This is a genomic window from Pseudomonas sp. A-R-19, assembly GCF_019956575.1.
GTDB lineage: Bacteria > Pseudomonadota > Gammaproteobacteria > Pseudomonadales > Pseudomonadaceae > Aquipseudomonas.
Genome location: NZ_JAHBDR010000035.1, coordinates 1 through 17403, shown reverse-complemented (window position 1 = coordinate 17403; position 17403 = coordinate 1). Strand labels below are relative to the sequence as shown.

Genomic DNA, 17403 nt, shown 5'->3' with positions numbered 1-17403 from the left:
CGCGAAGACCCCAGGACAGGCAACACAAAACCCGGATCAGCTCAGTCCACCCGACTCAACGAAGTCCACAACAACTGCGCCGCATACCCCCGATAAGGCCGCCAGGTTTCGGCTCGTGCCAAAAGCTGCTTCGCTGTCACCGGCCCACCTTCCAGCGCCACCAACGCATTGATCAGCCCCACATCACCATTGGGAAACCCATCCATCTGCCGCAGCTGCCGCAGCGCAATGTACTGCGCCGTCCAGTCACCAATCCCATGCAAGGCCAGCAAGCGCGCTACGCCTCCGTCCCGATCGGGCTCGAACAATCGCGGATCATCAAGCAACGCCTGAGCCACACCCGACAACGTTCGGCCACGGCTTTTCGGCATCCCCAACGCGGCGAGATCCGCACCCGCCAGAACGCCGGCCTCGGGAAACACATGGGTCACCCCCGGCAGCCCTGAATGGAAGGGCGTGCCGTACTGCGCGACCAGTTTGCCCGCCAACCGGATCGCCGCCACCACCGTAATCTGCTGCCCCAACACCGCGCGGATCGCCAGTTCCAGGCCATCCCACGCCCCCGGCACACGCAGCCCGGGGCGCTCGGCAATCAGCCGCGCCAACAGCGGATCAACCGCCAGGTGCCGATGCATCGTGGACAGCTCGGCGTCCAGATCAAACATCCGTCGCACGCTTGCGACGATTGCAGGTACGGCACCCGGGTCTGGAAAGTCCAGGCTCAACTCAAGGGCATCGGCGGTGGCAGGCTGGATCGAGAACGTACCGCAGGCGCCGTTCAAACCGATGCTGCGCGAATACACGCCGTCGACCACGGTTTCCAGCCCGGTAATCGCCCGCGCCGACAAGAACCCCAACATCGCCGGCCAATCATAGGGTGGTTGATACGCCAGCAACATCTTCACAGGCTCAACAAGCCGCTGTACAAGCCATAGGCCGCCAGCCCTGCGCCACCGATGACACAGGTGAAAATGCCCTTCTCGATAACCGTGAACAATGGCATGCCCTGCTCATGGCGAGCCTTGGCAAACAGGATCACGCCGGGCGCATACAGCAACGCCGACAGCAGCAGATATTTCAGGCCCCCGGCATACAACAACCACACTGCGTAGACCAGGGCGATGCCACCAATCAGCAGATCCTTGGTGCGCTCGACGGGCGCCTGTTGATAAGTGTCACCCCGCGCGCACAACAACACGGCATAGGCCGCCGACCACAGATACGGCACCAGAATCATCGAAGAGGCCAGATAAATCAGGCTGGTGTAGGTGCCGGCGGAAAACAGCGTGATCAGCAAGAACAACTGGATCATCGAGTTGGTCAGCCACATCGCATTGACCGGCACGTGGTTGGCGTTCTCCCTGGTCAAGAAGGCCGGCATGGTCTTGTCTTTCGCCGTGGCAAAGAGGATTTCGGCGCACAGCAGCGCCCAGGACAACAACGCACCCAACAGCGAGATCGCCAGGCCGACGCTGATCAGCAACGCACCCCAGGGACCGACGATGTGTTCCAGCACCGCCGCCAAAGAGGGGTTCTGCAATTTCGCCAGTTCCGGTTGAGACATGATCCCCAGCGACAGCACGTTCACCAGCACCAGCAGGGCCAATACCCCAACGAACCCGATCACCGTCGCCCGGCCCAGGTCGGAGCGTTTCTCCGCCCGGGCCGAATAGACACTGGCGCCTTCGATGCCGATGAACACGAACACGGTGACCAGCATCATGTGCCGGACCTGATCCATCACGCTGCCGAATTCCGGGTTGTTGCGCCCCCAGATATCGAGGGTAAAGATGTCTGCCTTGAACGCCACGGCGGCAATCACGATGAACATGATCAGCGGCACGATCTTGGCGACCGTGGTCACCTGGTTGATGAACGCGGCCTCCTTGATCCCGCGCATCACCACAAAATGCACGGTCCACAGCAGCACCGAAGCGCAGGCGATGGCAATCGGCGTGTTGCCTTCGCCGAAGACCGGAAAGAAATAGCCGAGGGTACTGAACAGCAAAATGAAGTAGCCGACGTTGCCCAGCCAGGCACTGATCCAGTACCCCCAGGCGGATGAAAACCCCATGTAGTCGCCGAAACCGGCCTTGGCGTAGGCGTACACGCCGGAGTTCAGTTCCGGCTTGCGGTTGGCCAGGGTCTGGAACACGAACGCCAGGGTCAGCATGCCGACGGCGGTGATCGCCCAACCGATCAGAATCGCCCCGGCATCGGCCCTGGCCGCCATGTTTTGCGGCAGGGAAAAAATCCCGCCGCCGATCATCGAACCCACCACCAATGCGATCAATGCGCTCAGGCGAAGCTTGTTCGGCGATTGCGACATCATTGCAACTCCATTTTCCGGGGGCGGCACTGCCGCGAGATCGTCACATATCGGGCGTCAACTAAACTGTTGAAGAGTAATAACGTTTATTGGATAACGCCAACAAGCGTCTTTTAACTTGCACAAATCGGCTATCGCAACGTCGATATAATCATTTGTTTTATACGTTCATTTAATAAGTCAATTTTGTCCAAAAAATGCATGAATAAAATTTGCAGATTCTGAAAAACCAACTAGCGTCATAATTCGAAACAAATACTGAAAAGTTCTTGAGCAACCAGAAAAGGCCTCTAGATCAGGCATTACAGGCAGCAGACTTATAAGTGATGGCACTCAGCCAAGATTCCGGGAACGCTCTCATTTAGTGATCTAAGTCAGCTGATCGGATAGCCAACAGAATAATCTGTTGCCTCTCTTCTCCTGCATTGGAGTCATGCAATGTCTGAAGCTCCCGGAAAACTAAAACTCGGCGCGCTGGTTGCGTTAGTCGTCGGCTCGATGATTGGTGGCGGGATCTTTTCCTTGCCACAAAACATGGCGGCCAGTGCTGATGTCGGCGCCATTATGATCGGTTGGGCGATCACCGCCGTCGGCATGCTCACCCTGGCATTCGTGTTCCAGACCCTGGCTAACCGCAAGCCCGACCTGGACGGCGGGGTCTACGCCTACGCCAAGGCCGGTTTCGGCGACTACATGGGTTTCTCGTCCGCCTGGGGGTACTGGATCAGTGCCTGGCTGGGCAACGTGGGGTACTTCGTACTGTTGTTCAGCACCCTCGGCTACTTCTTCCCGCTATTTGGGGAGGGGAATACAGTTGCTGCGGTGATCGGTGCCTCGGTGCTGCTCTGGGCCGTACATTTCCTCGTACTGCGAGGCATCAAGGAAGCAGCGTTCATCAACCTGGTAACCACGGTCGCCAAGATCGTGCCGTTGCTGCTGTTCATGCTGATCGCGTTGTTCGCCTTCAAACTGGACATCTTCACCGCTGACATCTGGGGCCTGAAGAATCCGGACCTGGGCAGCGTGATGGACCAGGTACGCAAAATGATGCTGGTCACCGTGTGGGTGTTCATTGGTATCGAAGGCGCGAGCATCTTTTCGGCCCGGGCGGAAAAACGCAGCGATGTGGGTAAAGCCACCGTGATCGGCTTTGTCACCGTGCTGCTGTTTTTAGTCCTGGTCAACGTCCTGTCGCTGGGGATCATGACCCAGCCGGAACTGGCCAAACTGCAGAACCCGTCAATGGCCGCCGTGCTGGAACACGTGGTCGGTCACTGGGGCGCGGTGCTGATCAGCATCGGTTTGATCATCTCGTTGCTGGGGGCGTTGCTGTCGTGGGTGCTGCTGTGCGCGGAGATCATGTTCGCCGCCGCCAAGGACCACACCATGCCGGCGTTTTTGCGCAAGGAAAACGCCAACCATGTACCGGTCAACGCCCTGTGGCTGACCAACGCCATGGTCCAGGTTTTCCTGATCATCACGCTGTTCTCGGCCAGCACTTACCTGTCGCTGATCTATCTCGCCACCTCGATGATTCTGGTGCCGTACCTGTGGTCGGCGGCTTATGCGTTGCTGTTGGCGGTGCGTGGCGAAAGCTACGAAGGCGCGGCCGGCGAGCGGCGCAAGGATCTGATCATCGGCGCCGTGGCCCTGATCTATGCGATCTGGCTGCTGTACGCCGGCGGCACCAAGTACCTGCTGCTGTCCGCCCTGCTCTACGCCCCCGGCGTGATCCTGTTCGCCAAGGCCAAGCTGGAAATCAACAAACCGGTTTTCACCAACGTCGAGAAGCTGATTTTCGCTGCGGTGGTCGTCGGCGCCGTGGTGGCGGCCTACGGTCTCTATGACGGCTTCCTGACCCTGTAATAACCCTGTTTTCATCTGGAGGATCACTGTAATGACCAAGGAAAAAGTTAAGTACGGCGTCCATTCCGAAGCCGGCAAACTGCGCAAAGTCATGGTTTGCTCCCCAGGCCTGGCCCATCAGCGGCTGACCCCGAACAACTGCGATGAACTGCTGTTCGATGACGTGCTGTGGGTGGCCCAGGCCAAACGCGACCATTTCGACTTCGTCACCAAGATGCGCGAGCGCAACATCGATGTGCTGGAAATGCACAACTTGCTGACCGACATCGTTGCCATTCCCGAAGCCCTGGACTGGATTCTGGAACGCAAGATCACCGCCAACTCGGTGGGCCTGGGCCTGATCAACGAAACAGGCTCGTGGCTGCGTAGCCTGGAGCCGCGCAAGATCGCCGAGTTCCTGATCGGCGGTGTCTCGGGCGACGATCTGCCGACCAGTTTCGGTGGCAAGGCCATCGAGATGTTCCGCGACTTCCTCGGCAACTCCAGCTTCATCCTGCCGCCGCTGCCCAACACCCAGTTCACCCGCGATACCACCTGCTGGATCTACGGTGGCGTCACCCTCAACCCGATGTACTGGCCGGCACGCCGTCAGGAAACCCTGCTGACCACCGCCATCTACAAATTCCACCCCGAGTTCACCAACGCCGACTTCCAGATCTGGTACGGCGACCCGGACAAAGACCACGGCAACGCCACCCTTGAGGGCGGTGACGTGATGCCGATTGGCAACGGCGTGGTGTTGATCGGCATGGGCGAACGCTCGTCGCGCCAGGCCATTGCGCAACTGGCGGTGAACCTGTTCAAGAACAAAGCCGTGGAGAAAGTGATCGTCGCCGGCCTGCCGAAATCCCGCGCGGCGATGCACCTGGACACGGTGTTCAGCTTCTGCGATCGCGACCTCGTCACGATCTTCCCGGAAGTGGTGAACCAGATTGTCGCCTTCACCCTGCGTCCCGATGAAAGCAAAGAGGGCGGCATCGATATCCGTCGCGAAGAAACCAATTTCCTCGACACCGTCGCCCAGGCCCTGAACCTCAAGGCGTTGCGCGTGGTGGAAACCGGCGGCAACAGCTTCGCCGCCGAACGCGAGCAATGGGACGACGGCAACAACGTGGTCGCCGTGGAACCGGGCGTGGTGATCGGCTACGACCGCAATACCTACACCAACACCCTGCTGCGCAAGGCCGGCGTGGAAGTCATCACCATCAGCGCCGGCGAACTCGGCCGGGGACGGGGCGGCGGCCACTGCATGACCTGCCCGATCATCCGCGACCCGATTGACTACTAACCTGTTCACCTTAGGAGATCCAAAATGGCGTTCAATATCCATAACCGCAATCTACTGAGCCTGGAACACCACACCCCTCGCGAATTGCGCTACCTGCTCGACCTGTCCCGCGACCTCAAGCGTGCCAAGTACACCGGCACCGAACAGCAGCATCTGAAGGGCAACAACATCGCGCTGATCTTCGAAAAAACCTCGACCCGCACCCGCTGCGCCTTCGAAGTAGCCGCCTATGACCAGGGCGCCAACGTCACCTACATCGACCCGAACTCCTCGCAGATCGGCCACAAGGAAAGCATGAAGGACACTGCCCGGGTGCTCGGGCGCATGTATGACGCCATCGAGTACCGTGGCTTCAAGCAGGAAATCGTCGAGGAACTGGCCAAGTTCGCCGGCGTACCGGTGTTCAACGGCCTGACCGACGAATACCACCCGACGCAAATGATCGCCGACGTGCTGACCATGCGCGAAAACGCCGACAAACCCATCCACGAAATCAGCTACGCCTACCTCGGCGATGCCCGTAACAACATGGGCAACTCGCTGCTGCTGATCGGCGCCAAACTCGGCATGGACGTGCGCATCTGCGCGCCAAAAGCCCTGTGGCCAGCGGACGATTTGGTGGATCGCTGCAAAAAATACGGCGAAGAAAGCGGCGCGCGCATCACCCTCACCGAAGACCCGAAAGCGGCGGTCAAGGGCGTGGACTTCATCCACACCGACGTCTGGGTGTCGATGGGCGAACCGGTCGAAGCCTGGGCCGAACGCATCCAGCAACTGCTGCCGTATCAGGTCAATGCCGAACTGATGAAAGCCACCGGCAACCCGCGCACCAAGTTCATGCACTGCCTGCCGGCGTTCCACAACAGCGACACCAAGATCGGCAAGCAGATTGCCGAGCAGTACCCGCACCTGAAGAACGGCATCGAAGTGACCGATGACGTGTTCGAGTCGCCGGCCTGTATCGCCTTCGAGCAAGCGGAAAACCGCATGCACACGATCAAGGCGATTCTGGTGTCGACGCTGGCGGATCTCTAACGGCTGACTCGCTCCCACTGACGCAACGCGGTCAATGTGGGAGCGGGCTTGCTCGCGAAAGCGGTGTGTCTGAAAACAATGATGTCGACTGACACGCCGTCTCGAGCAAGCCCGCTCCCACACTGGCCCGGTTCCAACCGGGAGATCGAGTTGTTTGTGACTTCTCTTTTAGAAGGACTGCACCATGCGCATCGTCGTAGCTCTTGGCGGTAACGCCCTGCTCCGCCGCGGCGAACCGATGACCGCTGACAACCAGCGCGCCAACATCCGGATCGCCACCGAACAGATCGCCAAGATCCATCCTGGCAACCAACTGGTCATCGCCCACGGCAATGGTCCTCAAGTCGGCCTGTTGTCATTGCAAGCGGCGGCCTACACCTCCGTCACCCCTTACCCGCTGGACGTGCTCGGCGCTGAAACCGAAGGCATGATCGGCTACATCATCGAACAGGAACTGGGCAACCTGCTGGACTTCGAAGTGCCCTTCGCGACCTTGCTGACCCAAGTCGAAGTCGATGCCAATGACCCGGCGTTCAAGAACCCGACCAAACCCATCGGCCCGGTCTACAGCAAGGCCGATGCGGAAAAGCTCGCCGCCGAAAAAGGCTGGGCAATCGCCCCGGACGGCGACAAATACCGCCGCGTGGTTGCCAGCCCGAAACCCAAGCGCATCTTCGAAATCCGTCCGATCAAATGGCTGCTGGAAAAAAGCAGCATCGTGATCTGCGCCGGTGGCGGCGGTATTCCGACCATGTATACCTCGCCCGGCAAACTCGAGGGCGTCGAAGCGGTCATCGACAAGGACCTGTGCTCGGCGCTGCTGGCCGAACAGCTTGAGGCCGATCTGCTGGTGATCGCCACCGACGTCAAAGCCGCCTTCATCGACTTTGGCAAACCCACGCAGAAAGCCATCGCCCAGGCCCACCCCGACGAAATGGAAAAGCTCGGCTTCGCCGCCGGCTCCATGGGACCGAAGGTGCAGGCAGCCTGCGAATTCGCACGCCATACTGGAAAAGTGGCGGTGATCGGTTCGCTCGCGGACATTGAAGCTATCGTTCAGGGCAAGGCCGGTACACGCATCAGCACGGCGACAGCGGGCATTACTTACTTGTAGGGAGAACCCTTTATGGCAATGTTTGAGCCAGGTCACTTACACATCGAGCGCCATGCGCTGAACAAGGATGATGTGAGCTACAACATTCACCTCGACTATGAAGTCAGCAAGAACCCCGCAGGGGAAAAAGGCATCCAGTTCACCATGCATGGCAGCATTCAGGGCAAGGACCTGAAGGAGCCCTTCTTCCTGCCCAAGGTGGAAGCCTACAACTTCGCCAGCAATGTGACGAAAATCGCCGAGAAATATGGCATTCCCAAGGAAAAAATCGCCATTGGCTCGTCACACGAACATTACGACCTGATGTTTGAAGACATCCGCCAGCAACTGAATATGAAATCCGGCGACCCGATAGATCTCGAGAACTTCGAGTAACCCCTATCCCTTGTTGGAGCTGGCTTGCCAGCGATGAACGATAACGCGGTATTACTGACATACCGCACCGTCCGAATCGCCAACAAGCCGGCTCCTACAGGTGCTGTACCTGACTGCGGATTTCACCTCTACCCCTTCACCAAGGCATACTTGCCACCCTTCGCACTGCAGAACCCAAAACCGCCCCATGCGTATCCACGTCAGCTTCATCGACCGCGTCGGTATCACCCAGGAAGTCCTGGCCCTGCTCGGCGGGCGCAATCTGAACCTGGATGCGGTGGAAATGGTCCCGCCCAATGTTTACATCGACGCCCCGACCCTGAGCCCGCAAGTCCTCGAGGAACTGCGTGATGCCCTGTTCAGCGTGCGTGGCGTGCAAGCGGTGACGGTGGTCGACATCCTGCCCGGCCAGCGCCGGCACTTGCAGCTCGACGCGCTACTTGCCGCCATGACCGACCCGGTGCTGGCACTGGACAGCGACGGCAAGGTACTGCTGGCCAACCCGGCGTTGATCGCCCTGTACGGCCGTGAACCGGCCGGTGAAAGCGTGGCCGACCTGTTTGCCGACCCGGCCTTGCTCGACGCCCTGCTCGAACACGGCTTCCGCCTGCCGCTGCGGGAAATCTCCGTCAACGGCCAGACCTTCCTGCTCGACGCTACACCGATCACCGACGCCGGCGCCCTGCTGACCCTGTATCAACCGAACCGCATCGGTGAACGTCTTTCCGCGTTGCATCACGATCACGCCGAAGGTTTCGATGCACTGCTCGGCGAGTCGCCGGTGATCCGCACCCTAAAGGCCCGCGCCCAACGGGTGGCGGCCCTCGATGCACCGCTGCTGATCCAGGGCGAAACCGGCACCGGCAAGGAACTGGTGGCCCGTGCCTGCCATGCCATCAGCGCCCGGCACAGTTCACCGTTCCTGGCATTGAACTGTGCGGCATTGCCGGAGAACCTCGCCGAAAGTGAACTGTTCGGCTACGCCCCCGGCGCCTTCACCGGCGCACAACGAGGTGGCAAACCGGGGCTGATGGAACTGGCCAACCAGGGCACGGTGTTTCTCGATGAAATCGGCGAGATGTCGCCGTACCTGCAGGCCAAATTGCTGCGCTTCCTCAACGACGGCAGTTTTCGTCGGGTTGGCGGTGATCGTGAGGTCAAGGTCAACGTGCGGATCCTCAGCGCGACCCACCGCGACCTGGAAAAAATGGTCAGCGAAGGCCTGTTCCGCGAAGACCTGTTCTATCGCCTCAACGTGCTCAACATTGAAGTGCCGCCGCTGCGCGAGCGCGGCCAGGACATTCTGCTGCTGGCCCGCTACTTCATGCAGCAGGCCTGCGCGCAGATCCAGCGCCCGATCTGTCGCCTGGCGCCGGGCACTTACCCGGCGCTGCTGGGCAACCGCTGGCCGGGCAACGTGCGGCAATTGCAGAACGTGATCTTCCGCGCCGCGGCGATTTGCGAAAGCAGCCTGGTGGACATTGGCGACCTCGATATCGCCGGCACCTCGGTGGCCCGCCAGAGCGACCATGACGTCGACAGCCTGGAACAGGCCATGGATGAATTCGAGAAAACCCTGCTGGAAAAACTCTACATCAGCTATCCCTCGACCCGGCAACTCGCGACCCGCCTGCAAACCTCCCACACCGCGATTGCCCATCGGTTGCGCAAGTACGGGATTCCCGGCAAGGCCTGAGCCACACTAGGTCAATGTGGGAGCGGGCTTGCTCGCGAATGCGGTGTATCAGACAACAATGATGTCGACTGACACTCCGTCTTCGCGAGCAAGCCCGCTCCCACAGGTTTTGTGTCTGGCCGAGTACTCTCTCTAAAAACGACCTCCACCTGTACTGAAAGCGCTACAGCGGAACGATATCGCTACACACCCCTCCGATCACGGCTGTGCAAGGCTTTGATCCACCTCGGCTTTTATCCCTGACATATGACGTATCGATTTCGCTACAGCGAATGAATTTCAGGCTTTGTCAAAACCACCTAAATCATTGATAAACAAAGAGAAAACCAAGGTTGGCCGCGTTCTTGCTATGTACACCTGCATAACCAGGGCATCGCCCAAGCATTCAATCGCGTCCACCAGACGAGTCTGGCCCCCTTAGGAGTTTCCATGAGCGAGTTGCGTTTTACTGAAGATCACGAATGGCTGCGCACCGAAGCTGACGGCAGCGTCACGGTCGGCATCACCGCTTTCGCACAGAACGCCCTGGGCGACGTGGTTTTCGTTCAACTGCCTGAGCTGCAGTCCTACGACAAGGGCGCCGAAGCCGCCACCGTGGAATCGGTAAAGGCTGCCAGCGGCGTGTACATGCCGCTGGATGGTGAAGTGCTGGAAGTGAACCCGGCGCTCGACAGCAGCCCTGAACTGGTCAACGAAGATCCGCTGGGCGAAGGCTGGTTCTTCCGCTTCCAGCCAAGCGACGCCTCGGCTGTCGCTCAACTGCTGGATCAGGACGCCTACGACCGCCTGATCAAAGCCCAAGCCGAAGCCTGAGGAGCACTGACATGACTCAAGTCAACCTGACCACCGCCAACGAATTCATCGCCCGTCACATCGGCCCGCGCGCCGGTGACGAGCAAGCCATGCTCAACAGCCTCGGCTTCGATTCCCTGGAAGCCCTGAGCGCCAGCGTGATTCCCGATAGCATCAAGGGCACCAGCGTGCTCGGCCTGGAAGACGGCCTGAGCGAAGCCGATGCCCTGGCCTTGATCAAGTCCATCGCGACTAAAAACCAGCTGTTCAAGACCTTCATCGGCCAGGGTTACTACGGCACCCACACGCCGTCGCCGATCCTGCGCAACCTCCTGGAAAACCCGGCCTGGTACACCGCCTACACCCCATACCAGCCAGAAATCTCCCAGGGCCGTCTCGAAGCGCTGCTGAACTTCCAGACCCTAATCAGCGACCTCACTGGCCTGCCGATTGCCAACGCCTCCCTGCTCGACGAAGCCACCGCTGCCGCCGAAGCCATGACCTTCTGCAAACGCCTGAGCAAGAACAAGGGCAGCCACCAATTCTTCGCTTCCGTGCATTGCCACCCGCAGACCCTCGACGTACTGCGCACCCGTGCCGAGCCTCTGGGCATCGACGTAGTGGTTGGCGACGAACTCGAACTGACCGACGTGACGCCGTTCTTCGGCGCGCTGCTGCAGTACCCGGCGAGCAACGGTGACGTGTTCGATTACCGCGAGCTGACCGAACGCTTCCACGCCACCAACGCCCTGGTCGCCGTAGCTGCCGACCTGCTGGCCCTGACCGTGCTGGCCGCACCGGGCGAGTTCGGTGCCGACGTGGCCATCGGCAGCGCACAGCGCTTCGGCGTGCCGCTGGGCTTCGGTGGCCCGCACGCGGCTTACTTCTCCACCAAGGATGCGTTCAAGCGTGACATGCCGGGCCGCCTGGTCGGTGTTTCCGTGGACCGTTTCGGCAACCCGGCCCTGCGCCTGGCCATGCAGACACGCGAACAACACATCCGTCGCGAGAAAGCCACTTCGAACATCTGCACCGCGCAAGTGCTGCTGGCCAACATCGCCAGCATGTACGCCGTGTACCACGGTCCAAAAGGCCTGACGCAGATCGCCAATCGCGTACACCACCTGACTGCAATCCTGGCCAAAGGCTTGAGCGCATTGGGCCTGAACGTCGAGCAAGCGAGCTTCTTCGACACCCTGACCGTGAAGACCGGCGCGCAAACTGCCGCGCTGCACGACAAGGCGCACGCCCAGCGCATCAACCTGCGCGTGGTCGACGGCGAACGCCTGGGCCTGTCCCTGGACGAAACCACTACTCAGGCCGACGTTGAAGCCCTGTGGAGCCTGCTGTCCGACGGCAAGGCCCTGCCGGACTTCGCCGCCCTCGCTGCCTCGGTGCAGAGCGCCATCCCGGCCGCGCTGGTGCGCCAGTCGCCGATCCTCAGCCACCCGGTGTTCAACCGCTATCACTCTGAAACCGAGTTGATGCGCTACCTGCGCAAACTGGCGGACAAGGACCTGGCGCTGGACCGCACCATGATCCCGCTGGGTTCGTGCACCATGAAACTCAACGCCGCCAGCGAAATGATCCCGGTGACCTGGGCCGAGTTCGGCGCCCTGCACCCGTTCGCCCCGGCCGAGCAAAGCGCCGGCTATCAGCAATTGACCGACGAACTGGAAGCCATGCTCTGCGCGGCCACCGGTTATGACTCGGTTTCGCTGCAACCGAACGCCGGCTCCCAGGGTGAATACGCCGGTCTGCTGGCGATCCGCGCCTACCACCAGAGCCGTGGCGAAGATCGTCGCGACATCTGCCTGATCCCGTCTTCGGCCCACGGCACCAACCCGGCCACCGCCCAAATGGCTGGCATGCGCGTGGTCGTGACCGCTTGCGATGCCCGCGGCAACGTCGACATCGAAGACCTGCGCGCCAAGGCCATCGAGCACCGCGAACACCTCGCTGCGCTGATGATCACCTACCCGTCGACCCACGGTGTGTTCGAAGAAGGCATCCGCGAAATCTGCGGCATCATCCATGACAACGGCGGCCAGGTGTACATCGACGGCGCGAACATGAACGCCATGGTCGGCCTGTGCGCACCGGGCAAGTTCGGCGGCGACGTTTCGCACCTGAACCTGCACAAGACCTTCTGCATCCCGCACGGCGGTGGCGGCCCGGGCGTCGGCCCGATCGGCGTGAAATCGCACCTGGCACCGTTCCTGCCGGGCCACGCACAGATGGAGCGCAAGGAAGGCGCCGTGTGCGCGGCACCGTTCGGCAGCGCGAGCATTCTGCCGATCACCTGGATGTACATTCGTATGATGGGTGGCGCGGGTCTCAAGCGTGCTTCGCAGCTGGCAATCCTCAATGCCAACTACATTTCCCGTCGCCTCGAAGAGCACTACCCAGTGCTGTACACCGGCAGCAACGGCCTGGTGGCACACGAGTGCATCCTCGACCTGCGCCCACTGAAAGACAGCAGCGGCATCAGCGTCGATGACGTGGCCAAGCGCCTGATCGACTTCGGCTTCCACGCGCCGACCATGTCGTTCCCGGTAGCCGGCACCTTGATGATCGAGCCGACCGAAAGCGAATCCAAAGAAGAACTGGACCGTTTCTGCGACGCCATGATCCGCATCCGCGAAGAAATCCGCGCAGTGGAAAACGGCACCCTGGACAAGGACGACAACCCGCTGAAAAACGCTCCGCACACCGCCAAGGAGCTGGTGGGCGAGTGGTCGCACCCGTACAGCCGTGAGCAAGCGGTTTACCCGGTTGCCTCGCTGATCGACGGCAAGTACTGGCCACCGGTCGGTCGCGTCGACAACGTGTTCGGCGACCGCAACCTGGTCTGCGCCTGCCCGTCGATCGAAAGCTACGCTTAAACGAATGAAGGGGCGGATTCATCCGCCCCCAATCTCAAGAACACCGCATTCCCCTTGTGGAAGCGGGCTTGCTCGCGAAGGCGGTGTGTCTGGCACCAGATGCGCTGCCTGTTACGCCGCCTTCGCGAGCAAGCCCGCTCCCACAGGGTCCAGTCTCCCCACAAGATCTGCGTCGATATCAAATAACAAGAAACCGGAGAACCACCATGTCGTTAAGCGTGTTCGACCTGTTCAAGATTGGCATCGGCCCCTCCAGCTCCCACACCGTTGGCCCGATGCGTGCCGCTGCGCGTTTCGTCGAAGGCCTGCGCCGTGAAGCGCTGCTGTCGGCAACCACCAGCGTCAGAGTCGAGCTGTATGGCTCCCTCGGTGCCACCGGCAAAGGCCACGGCAGCGACAAGGCCGTACTGCTGGGCCTGGAAGGCGAACACCCGGACACCGTGGACACCGAAACCGTCGCTGCGCGCCTGCAAGAAATCCGCGGCAACGGGCGCTTGAACCTGCTCGGCGAACACAGCATTGCGTTCAACGAGAAAGAACACCTGGCGATGATTCGCAAACCGTTGGCCTATCACCCCAACGGCATGATTTTTCGCGCCTTCGATGCCGCAGGCCTGCAAATCCGCAGCCGCGAGTACTACTCGGTCGGCGGCGGTTTCGTAGTCGATGAAGACGCCGCCGGCGCCGACCGCATCGTCGAAGACGCCACGCCCCTGACCTTTCCGTTCAAAAGCGCCAAGGATCTTCTCGGTCATTGCGTCAAATACGGGCTGTCGATCAGCCAGGTGATGCTGACCAACGAAAGCGCCTGGCGCCCGGAAGCGGAAACCCGCGCCGGCCTGCTGAACATCTGGCAAGTGATGCAGGACTGCGTCGACGCCGGTTGCCGCAACGAAGGCATCCTGCCTGGCGGGCTGAAGGTCAAGCGCCGGGCTGCCGCGCTGCATCGGCAATTGTGCAAGAACCCGGAATCGTCTTTGCGCGACCCGCTGTCGGTGCTCGACTGGGTCAACCTCTACGCACTGGCGGTCAACGAGGAGAACGCCAACGGCGGGCGCGTCGTAACGGCCCCCACCAATGGTGCAGCGGGGATCATTCCAGCGGTGTTGCACTACTACATGCGTTTTATCCCGGGTTCCAATGACGACGGCGTGGTGCGATTCCTGCTCACTGCCGCAGCCATCGGCATTCTGTACAAGGAAAACGCCTCGATCTCCGGTGCCGAAGTCGGCTGCCAGGGTGAAGTCGGCGTCGCCTGCTCGATGGCCGCCGGCGCCCTGTGCGAAGTGCTTGGCGGCACCGTGCAACAAGTGGAGAACGCCGCGGAAATCGGCATGGAACACAACCTCGGGCTGACCTGCGACCCGATTGGCGGGCTGGTGCAAGTGCCATGCATCGAGCGCAACGCCATGGGCTCGGTCAAGGCCATCAATGCCGTGCGCATGGCCATGCGCGGCGACGGGCAACACTTCGTCTCCCTCGACAAGGTCATCCGCACCATGCGCCAGACCGGCGCCGACATGAAAAGCAAATACAAGGAAACCGCCCGTGGCGGTTTGGCGGTCAACATTATCGAGTGCTGATGCGCGCTCATCTGCACCCTTCTCCAGGAGCTGAATATGTCCACCGAACAACTGTTGAAAACCCCGCTGCACGCACTGCACATCGAACTCGGCGCGCGCATGGTGCCGTTTGCCGGCTACGACATGCCGGTGCAATACCCGTTGGGCGTGATGAAAGAACACCAGCACACCCGCGACCAGGCCGGTCTGTTCGATGTCTCGCACATGGGCCAGATCCGCCTGACCGGCGCCAACGCCGCCAAGGCCCTGGAAACCCTGGTGCCGGTGGACATCATCGACCTGCCGGTGGGCATGCAGCGTTACGCGATGTTCACCAACGCGACGGGCGGCATCCTCGACGACCTGATGGTCGCCAACCTGGGTAACGACGAACTGTTCCTGGTGGTCAACGCCGCCTGCAAGGATCAGGACCTGGCGCACCTGCGCCAGCACATCGGCGATCAGTGCACGATCGAGCCGCTGTTCGAGGAGCGCGCCCTGCTCGCCCTGCAAGGCCCGGCGGCGGTCACTGTACTGGCGCGTCTGGCACCTACAGTTGCGAAGATGACCTTCATGCAGTTTGCTCGAGTAAAACTGCTGGGCGTGGACTGTTTTGTCAGCCGTTCGGGCTACACCGGTGAAGACGGCTTCGAAATTTCCGTGCCGGCCGCCAATGCCGAAGCCTTGGCTCGCGCCCTGCTGGCCGAACCGGAAGTAGCTGCCATCGGCCTTGGCGCCCGCGACTCCCTGCGCCTGGAAGCGGGTCTGTGCCTGTATGGCCACGACATGAACACCGAGACCAGCCCGATCGAAGCAAGCCTGCTGTGGGCCATCTCCAAGCCACGTCGCGCCGATGGTGCACGTGCCGGCGGCTTCCCGGGTGCCGAAACCGTATTCGCCCACCAACAGGCTGGTGTCAGCCGCAAGCGCGTCGGCCTGTTACCGCAGGAACGCACACCGGTGCGCGAGGGTGCCGAGATCGTCAACGAAGCCGGCGACATCATCGGCAGCGTCTGCAGCGGCGGTTTCGGGCCGACCCTGGGCGGGCCGCTGGCCATGGGTTATGTCGACAGCGCTTACATCGCGATGGACACACCTGTTTGGGCGATCGTCCGTGGGAAAAAGGTGCCTTTGCTTGTAAGCAAAATGCCATTTGTTCCACAACGCTACTATCGCGGCTGATTGAATGTTTCTATAAGTAACGCGGTTGCGTTAACTGTGCACTAATGTGTAACGCAACCGCCATAAAATAGTGCATTGTTTGGCTCTAAGCTTCGATTATGAACTTTGCTTATAACGATCGAAAACATTTGAACAAGGTTAGCGTATAAGGCCACTAGTGGACTGACTTTGCCATCAACCTGAGTAAATACGGGGCCTTCGCGGGGCTTGTTTTTTCTCCCATAGTTGGCGTAGAGTTTGTTCACTGTGTTTGCATGGGTCGCTTGGAATCGTGACCTGGGCAGTAGCCTACAAGTTAGCTACATCCCGTTCGACGTCTTCTTACTCTCCTGCAACCAGCCCCAGTACTCTTTCATGAGAAGGAGACTGTCATTAATTTTTGCGTCAAAGGAAATAAGAAATGTCCCAACGTCAGAGCGGTACCGTCAAGTGGTTTAACGACGAGAAAGGTTTTGGTTTTATCACTCCTGAAAGCGGTCCGGATCTGTTCGTGCATTTCCGCGCCATCCAGGGCAACGGCTTCAAGAGCCTGAAAGAAGGCCAGAAAGTGACTTTCATCGCCGTGCAAGGCCAGAAAGGCATGCAGGCTGACGAAGTACAAGCAGAAGCCTAATCTTCTGTAACGAAAAAGCCCCTGATGCTGACATCGGGGGCTTTTTTGTGCGCGTAAATCCGTAAAATGGCTTCTTTTTTCGCCGAGAGCCTGCCATGTCGAAACACCTGCTTACTCCCCAGGGCGACTTTCCTGCCGCTGGCCTGGGTCGTCGCCTGGCAGCCATGTTCTATGACTTTCTGCTGTGCACCGCCCTGTTGATCGTCACCAGCGGCATTTACAAGATGATCCAGATGGCGATCATCGGCGAAGAGCGGATGCGCACCCTGACTGAAGCCGGTGCGCTGGACGGTGATCCCCTGCTCTCCACAGTCCTGTTGTTCGTACTGTTCGGCTTCTTCGCCAAATTCTGGACCTGGTCCGGCCAGACCCTGGGCATGCAGGTCTGGTGTATCCGCGTGCAGAATGCCGATGGCTCGTCCATCAGCCTGTGGCAGGCGCTGCTGCGCTTTGTGGTGTCGATTGCCTCACTGCTTTGCGTTGGCCTGGGATTCTTCTGGTCGCAGTTCGACAAGCAGAATCGCAGCTGGCATGACATGTATTCCAACACCCGGCTGGTGCGGATTCCGAAAAAGACCAAGTAATCCCGGAACACACAAACCAATGTGGGAGCGGGCTTGCTCGCGAAGAGGGTGTGTCAGTCAACCTCGATGTCGACTGAAACAC

14 protein-coding genes are annotated in these 17403 nt (G+C 60.3%); 12 read left to right on the top strand and 2 right to left on the bottom strand.

What is annotated here, in order from left to right:
* Positions 1–41: 41 nt before the first annotated feature.
* Both KGA88_RS04730 and arcD (KGA88_RS04725) read right to left on the bottom strand, forming a co-directional pair.
* Positions 42–905: a DNA-3-methyladenine glycosylase family protein gene (locus KGA88_RS04730; protein ID WP_223589279.1), complete on the bottom strand. Its 864-nt coding sequence runs from the start codon at positions 903–905 to the stop codon at positions 42–44.
* Entirely contained in the window at positions 902–2329 is a 1428-nt protein-coding gene (arcD, locus tag KGA88_RS04725; protein WP_223589422.1) for an arginine-ornithine antiporter, read from the bottom strand. The genes KGA88_RS04730 and arcD (KGA88_RS04725) overlap by 4 nt, the downstream gene beginning before the upstream one ends.
* Before the next feature lie 438 nt (positions 2330–2767).
* Here arcD (KGA88_RS04725) and arcD (KGA88_RS04720) point away from each other — a divergent pair, with 438 nt between their 5' ends.
* The 12 genes from arcD (KGA88_RS04720) to KGA88_RS04665 all read left to right on the top strand — a co-directional run bounded on the left by arcD (KGA88_RS04720) (position 2768) and on the right by KGA88_RS04665 (position 17321).
* Positions 2768–4195, top strand: coding sequence for an arginine-ornithine antiporter (gene arcD, locus KGA88_RS04720; RefSeq protein WP_223589277.1), 1428 nt, complete (start codon positions 2768–2770; stop codon positions 4193–4195).
* A 31-nt stretch (positions 4196–4226) separates the two neighbouring features.
* Complete coding sequence (arcA, locus tag KGA88_RS04715; protein ID WP_110662650.1) at positions 4227–5483, top strand: arginine deiminase; 1257 nt, start codon at positions 4227–4229, stop codon at positions 5481–5483.
* Positions 5484–5507: 24 nt separating this feature from the next.
* Complete coding sequence (locus KGA88_RS04710; RefSeq protein WP_110662651.1) at positions 5508–6518, top strand: ornithine carbamoyltransferase; 1011 nt, start codon at positions 5508–5510, stop codon at positions 6516–6518.
* 184 nt (positions 6519–6702) lie between these two features.
* Positions 6703–7632, top strand: coding sequence for a carbamate kinase (arcC, locus tag KGA88_RS04705; protein WP_223589275.1), 930 nt, complete (start codon positions 6703–6705; stop codon positions 7630–7632).
* Positions 7633–7644: 12 nt separating this feature from the next.
* A complete protein-coding gene (locus tag KGA88_RS04700) occupies positions 7645–8007 on the top strand; it encodes a DUF5064 family protein (RefSeq protein WP_223589273.1) in 363 nt (120 codons plus the stop codon).
* Between the two features lie 187 nt (positions 8008–8194).
* Complete coding sequence (locus KGA88_RS04695) at positions 8195–9703, top strand: sigma-54-dependent transcriptional regulator (RefSeq protein ID WP_223589271.1); 1509 nt, start codon at positions 8195–8197, stop codon at positions 9701–9703.
* Positions 9704–10132: 429 nt separating this feature from the next.
* A complete protein-coding gene (gene gcvH / locus KGA88_RS04690; RefSeq protein ID WP_008047373.1) occupies positions 10133–10516 on the top strand; it encodes a glycine cleavage system protein GcvH in 384 nt (127 codons plus the stop codon).
* 11 nt (positions 10517–10527) lie between these two features.
* Positions 10528–13380, top strand: coding sequence for an aminomethyl-transferring glycine dehydrogenase (gcvP, locus tag KGA88_RS04685; RefSeq protein WP_110661226.1), 2853 nt, complete (start codon positions 10528–10530; stop codon positions 13378–13380).
* A 206-nt stretch (positions 13381–13586) separates the two neighbouring features.
* Entirely contained in the window at positions 13587–14963 is a 1377-nt protein-coding gene (locus tag KGA88_RS04680) for an L-serine ammonia-lyase (protein ID WP_223589268.1), read from the top strand.
* A gap of 36 nt (positions 14964–14999) precedes the next feature.
* Complete coding sequence (gene gcvT, locus KGA88_RS04675; RefSeq protein WP_223589265.1) at positions 15000–16124, top strand: glycine cleavage system aminomethyltransferase GcvT; 1125 nt, start codon at positions 15000–15002, stop codon at positions 16122–16124.
* A gap of 400 nt (positions 16125–16524) precedes the next feature.
* The gene (locus KGA88_RS04670) at positions 16525–16737 is read left to right on the top strand and encodes a cold-shock protein (protein WP_007977299.1); all 213 of its coding nucleotides are present in this window, start codon (positions 16525–16527) and stop codon (positions 16735–16737) included.
* Positions 16738–16832: 95 nt separating this feature from the next.
* The gene (locus tag KGA88_RS04665) at positions 16833–17321 is read left to right on the top strand and encodes an RDD family protein (protein WP_223589263.1); all 489 of its coding nucleotides are present in this window, start codon (positions 16833–16835) and stop codon (positions 17319–17321) included.
* Positions 17322–17403 lie beyond the last annotated feature (82 nt).

Coding starts and splice junctions, on each gene's coding strand:
- arcD (WP_223589422.1), bottom strand. CDS start 2,329: ATGTCGCAATCGCCGAACAAGCTTCGCCTGAGCGCATTGATCGCATTG.
- arcD (WP_223589277.1), top strand. CDS start 2,768: ATGTCTGAAGCTCCCGGAAAACTAAAACTCGGCGCGCTGGTTGCGTTA.
- arcA (WP_110662650.1), top strand. CDS start 4,227: ATGACCAAGGAAAAAGTTAAGTACGGCGTCCATTCCGAAGCCGGCAAA.
- KGA88_RS04710 (WP_110662651.1), top strand. CDS start 5,508: ATGGCGTTCAATATCCATAACCGCAATCTACTGAGCCTGGAACACCAC.
- arcC (WP_223589275.1), top strand. CDS start 6,703: ATGCGCATCGTCGTAGCTCTTGGCGGTAACGCCCTGCTCCGCCGCGGC.
- KGA88_RS04700 (WP_223589273.1), top strand. CDS start 7,645: ATGGCAATGTTTGAGCCAGGTCACTTACACATCGAGCGCCATGCGCTG.
- KGA88_RS04695 (WP_223589271.1), top strand. CDS start 8,195: ATGCGTATCCACGTCAGCTTCATCGACCGCGTCGGTATCACCCAGGAA.
- gcvH (WP_008047373.1), top strand. CDS start 10,133: ATGAGCGAGTTGCGTTTTACTGAAGATCACGAATGGCTGCGCACCGAA.
- gcvP (WP_110661226.1), top strand. CDS start 10,528: ATGACTCAAGTCAACCTGACCACCGCCAACGAATTCATCGCCCGTCAC.
- KGA88_RS04680 (WP_223589268.1), top strand. CDS start 13,587: ATGTCGTTAAGCGTGTTCGACCTGTTCAAGATTGGCATCGGCCCCTCC.
- gcvT (WP_223589265.1), top strand. CDS start 15,000: ATGTCCACCGAACAACTGTTGAAAACCCCGCTGCACGCACTGCACATC.
- KGA88_RS04670 (WP_007977299.1), top strand. CDS start 16,525: ATGTCCCAACGTCAGAGCGGTACCGTCAAGTGGTTTAACGACGAGAAA.
- KGA88_RS04665 (WP_223589263.1), top strand. CDS start 16,833: ATGTCGAAACACCTGCTTACTCCCCAGGGCGACTTTCCTGCCGCTGGC.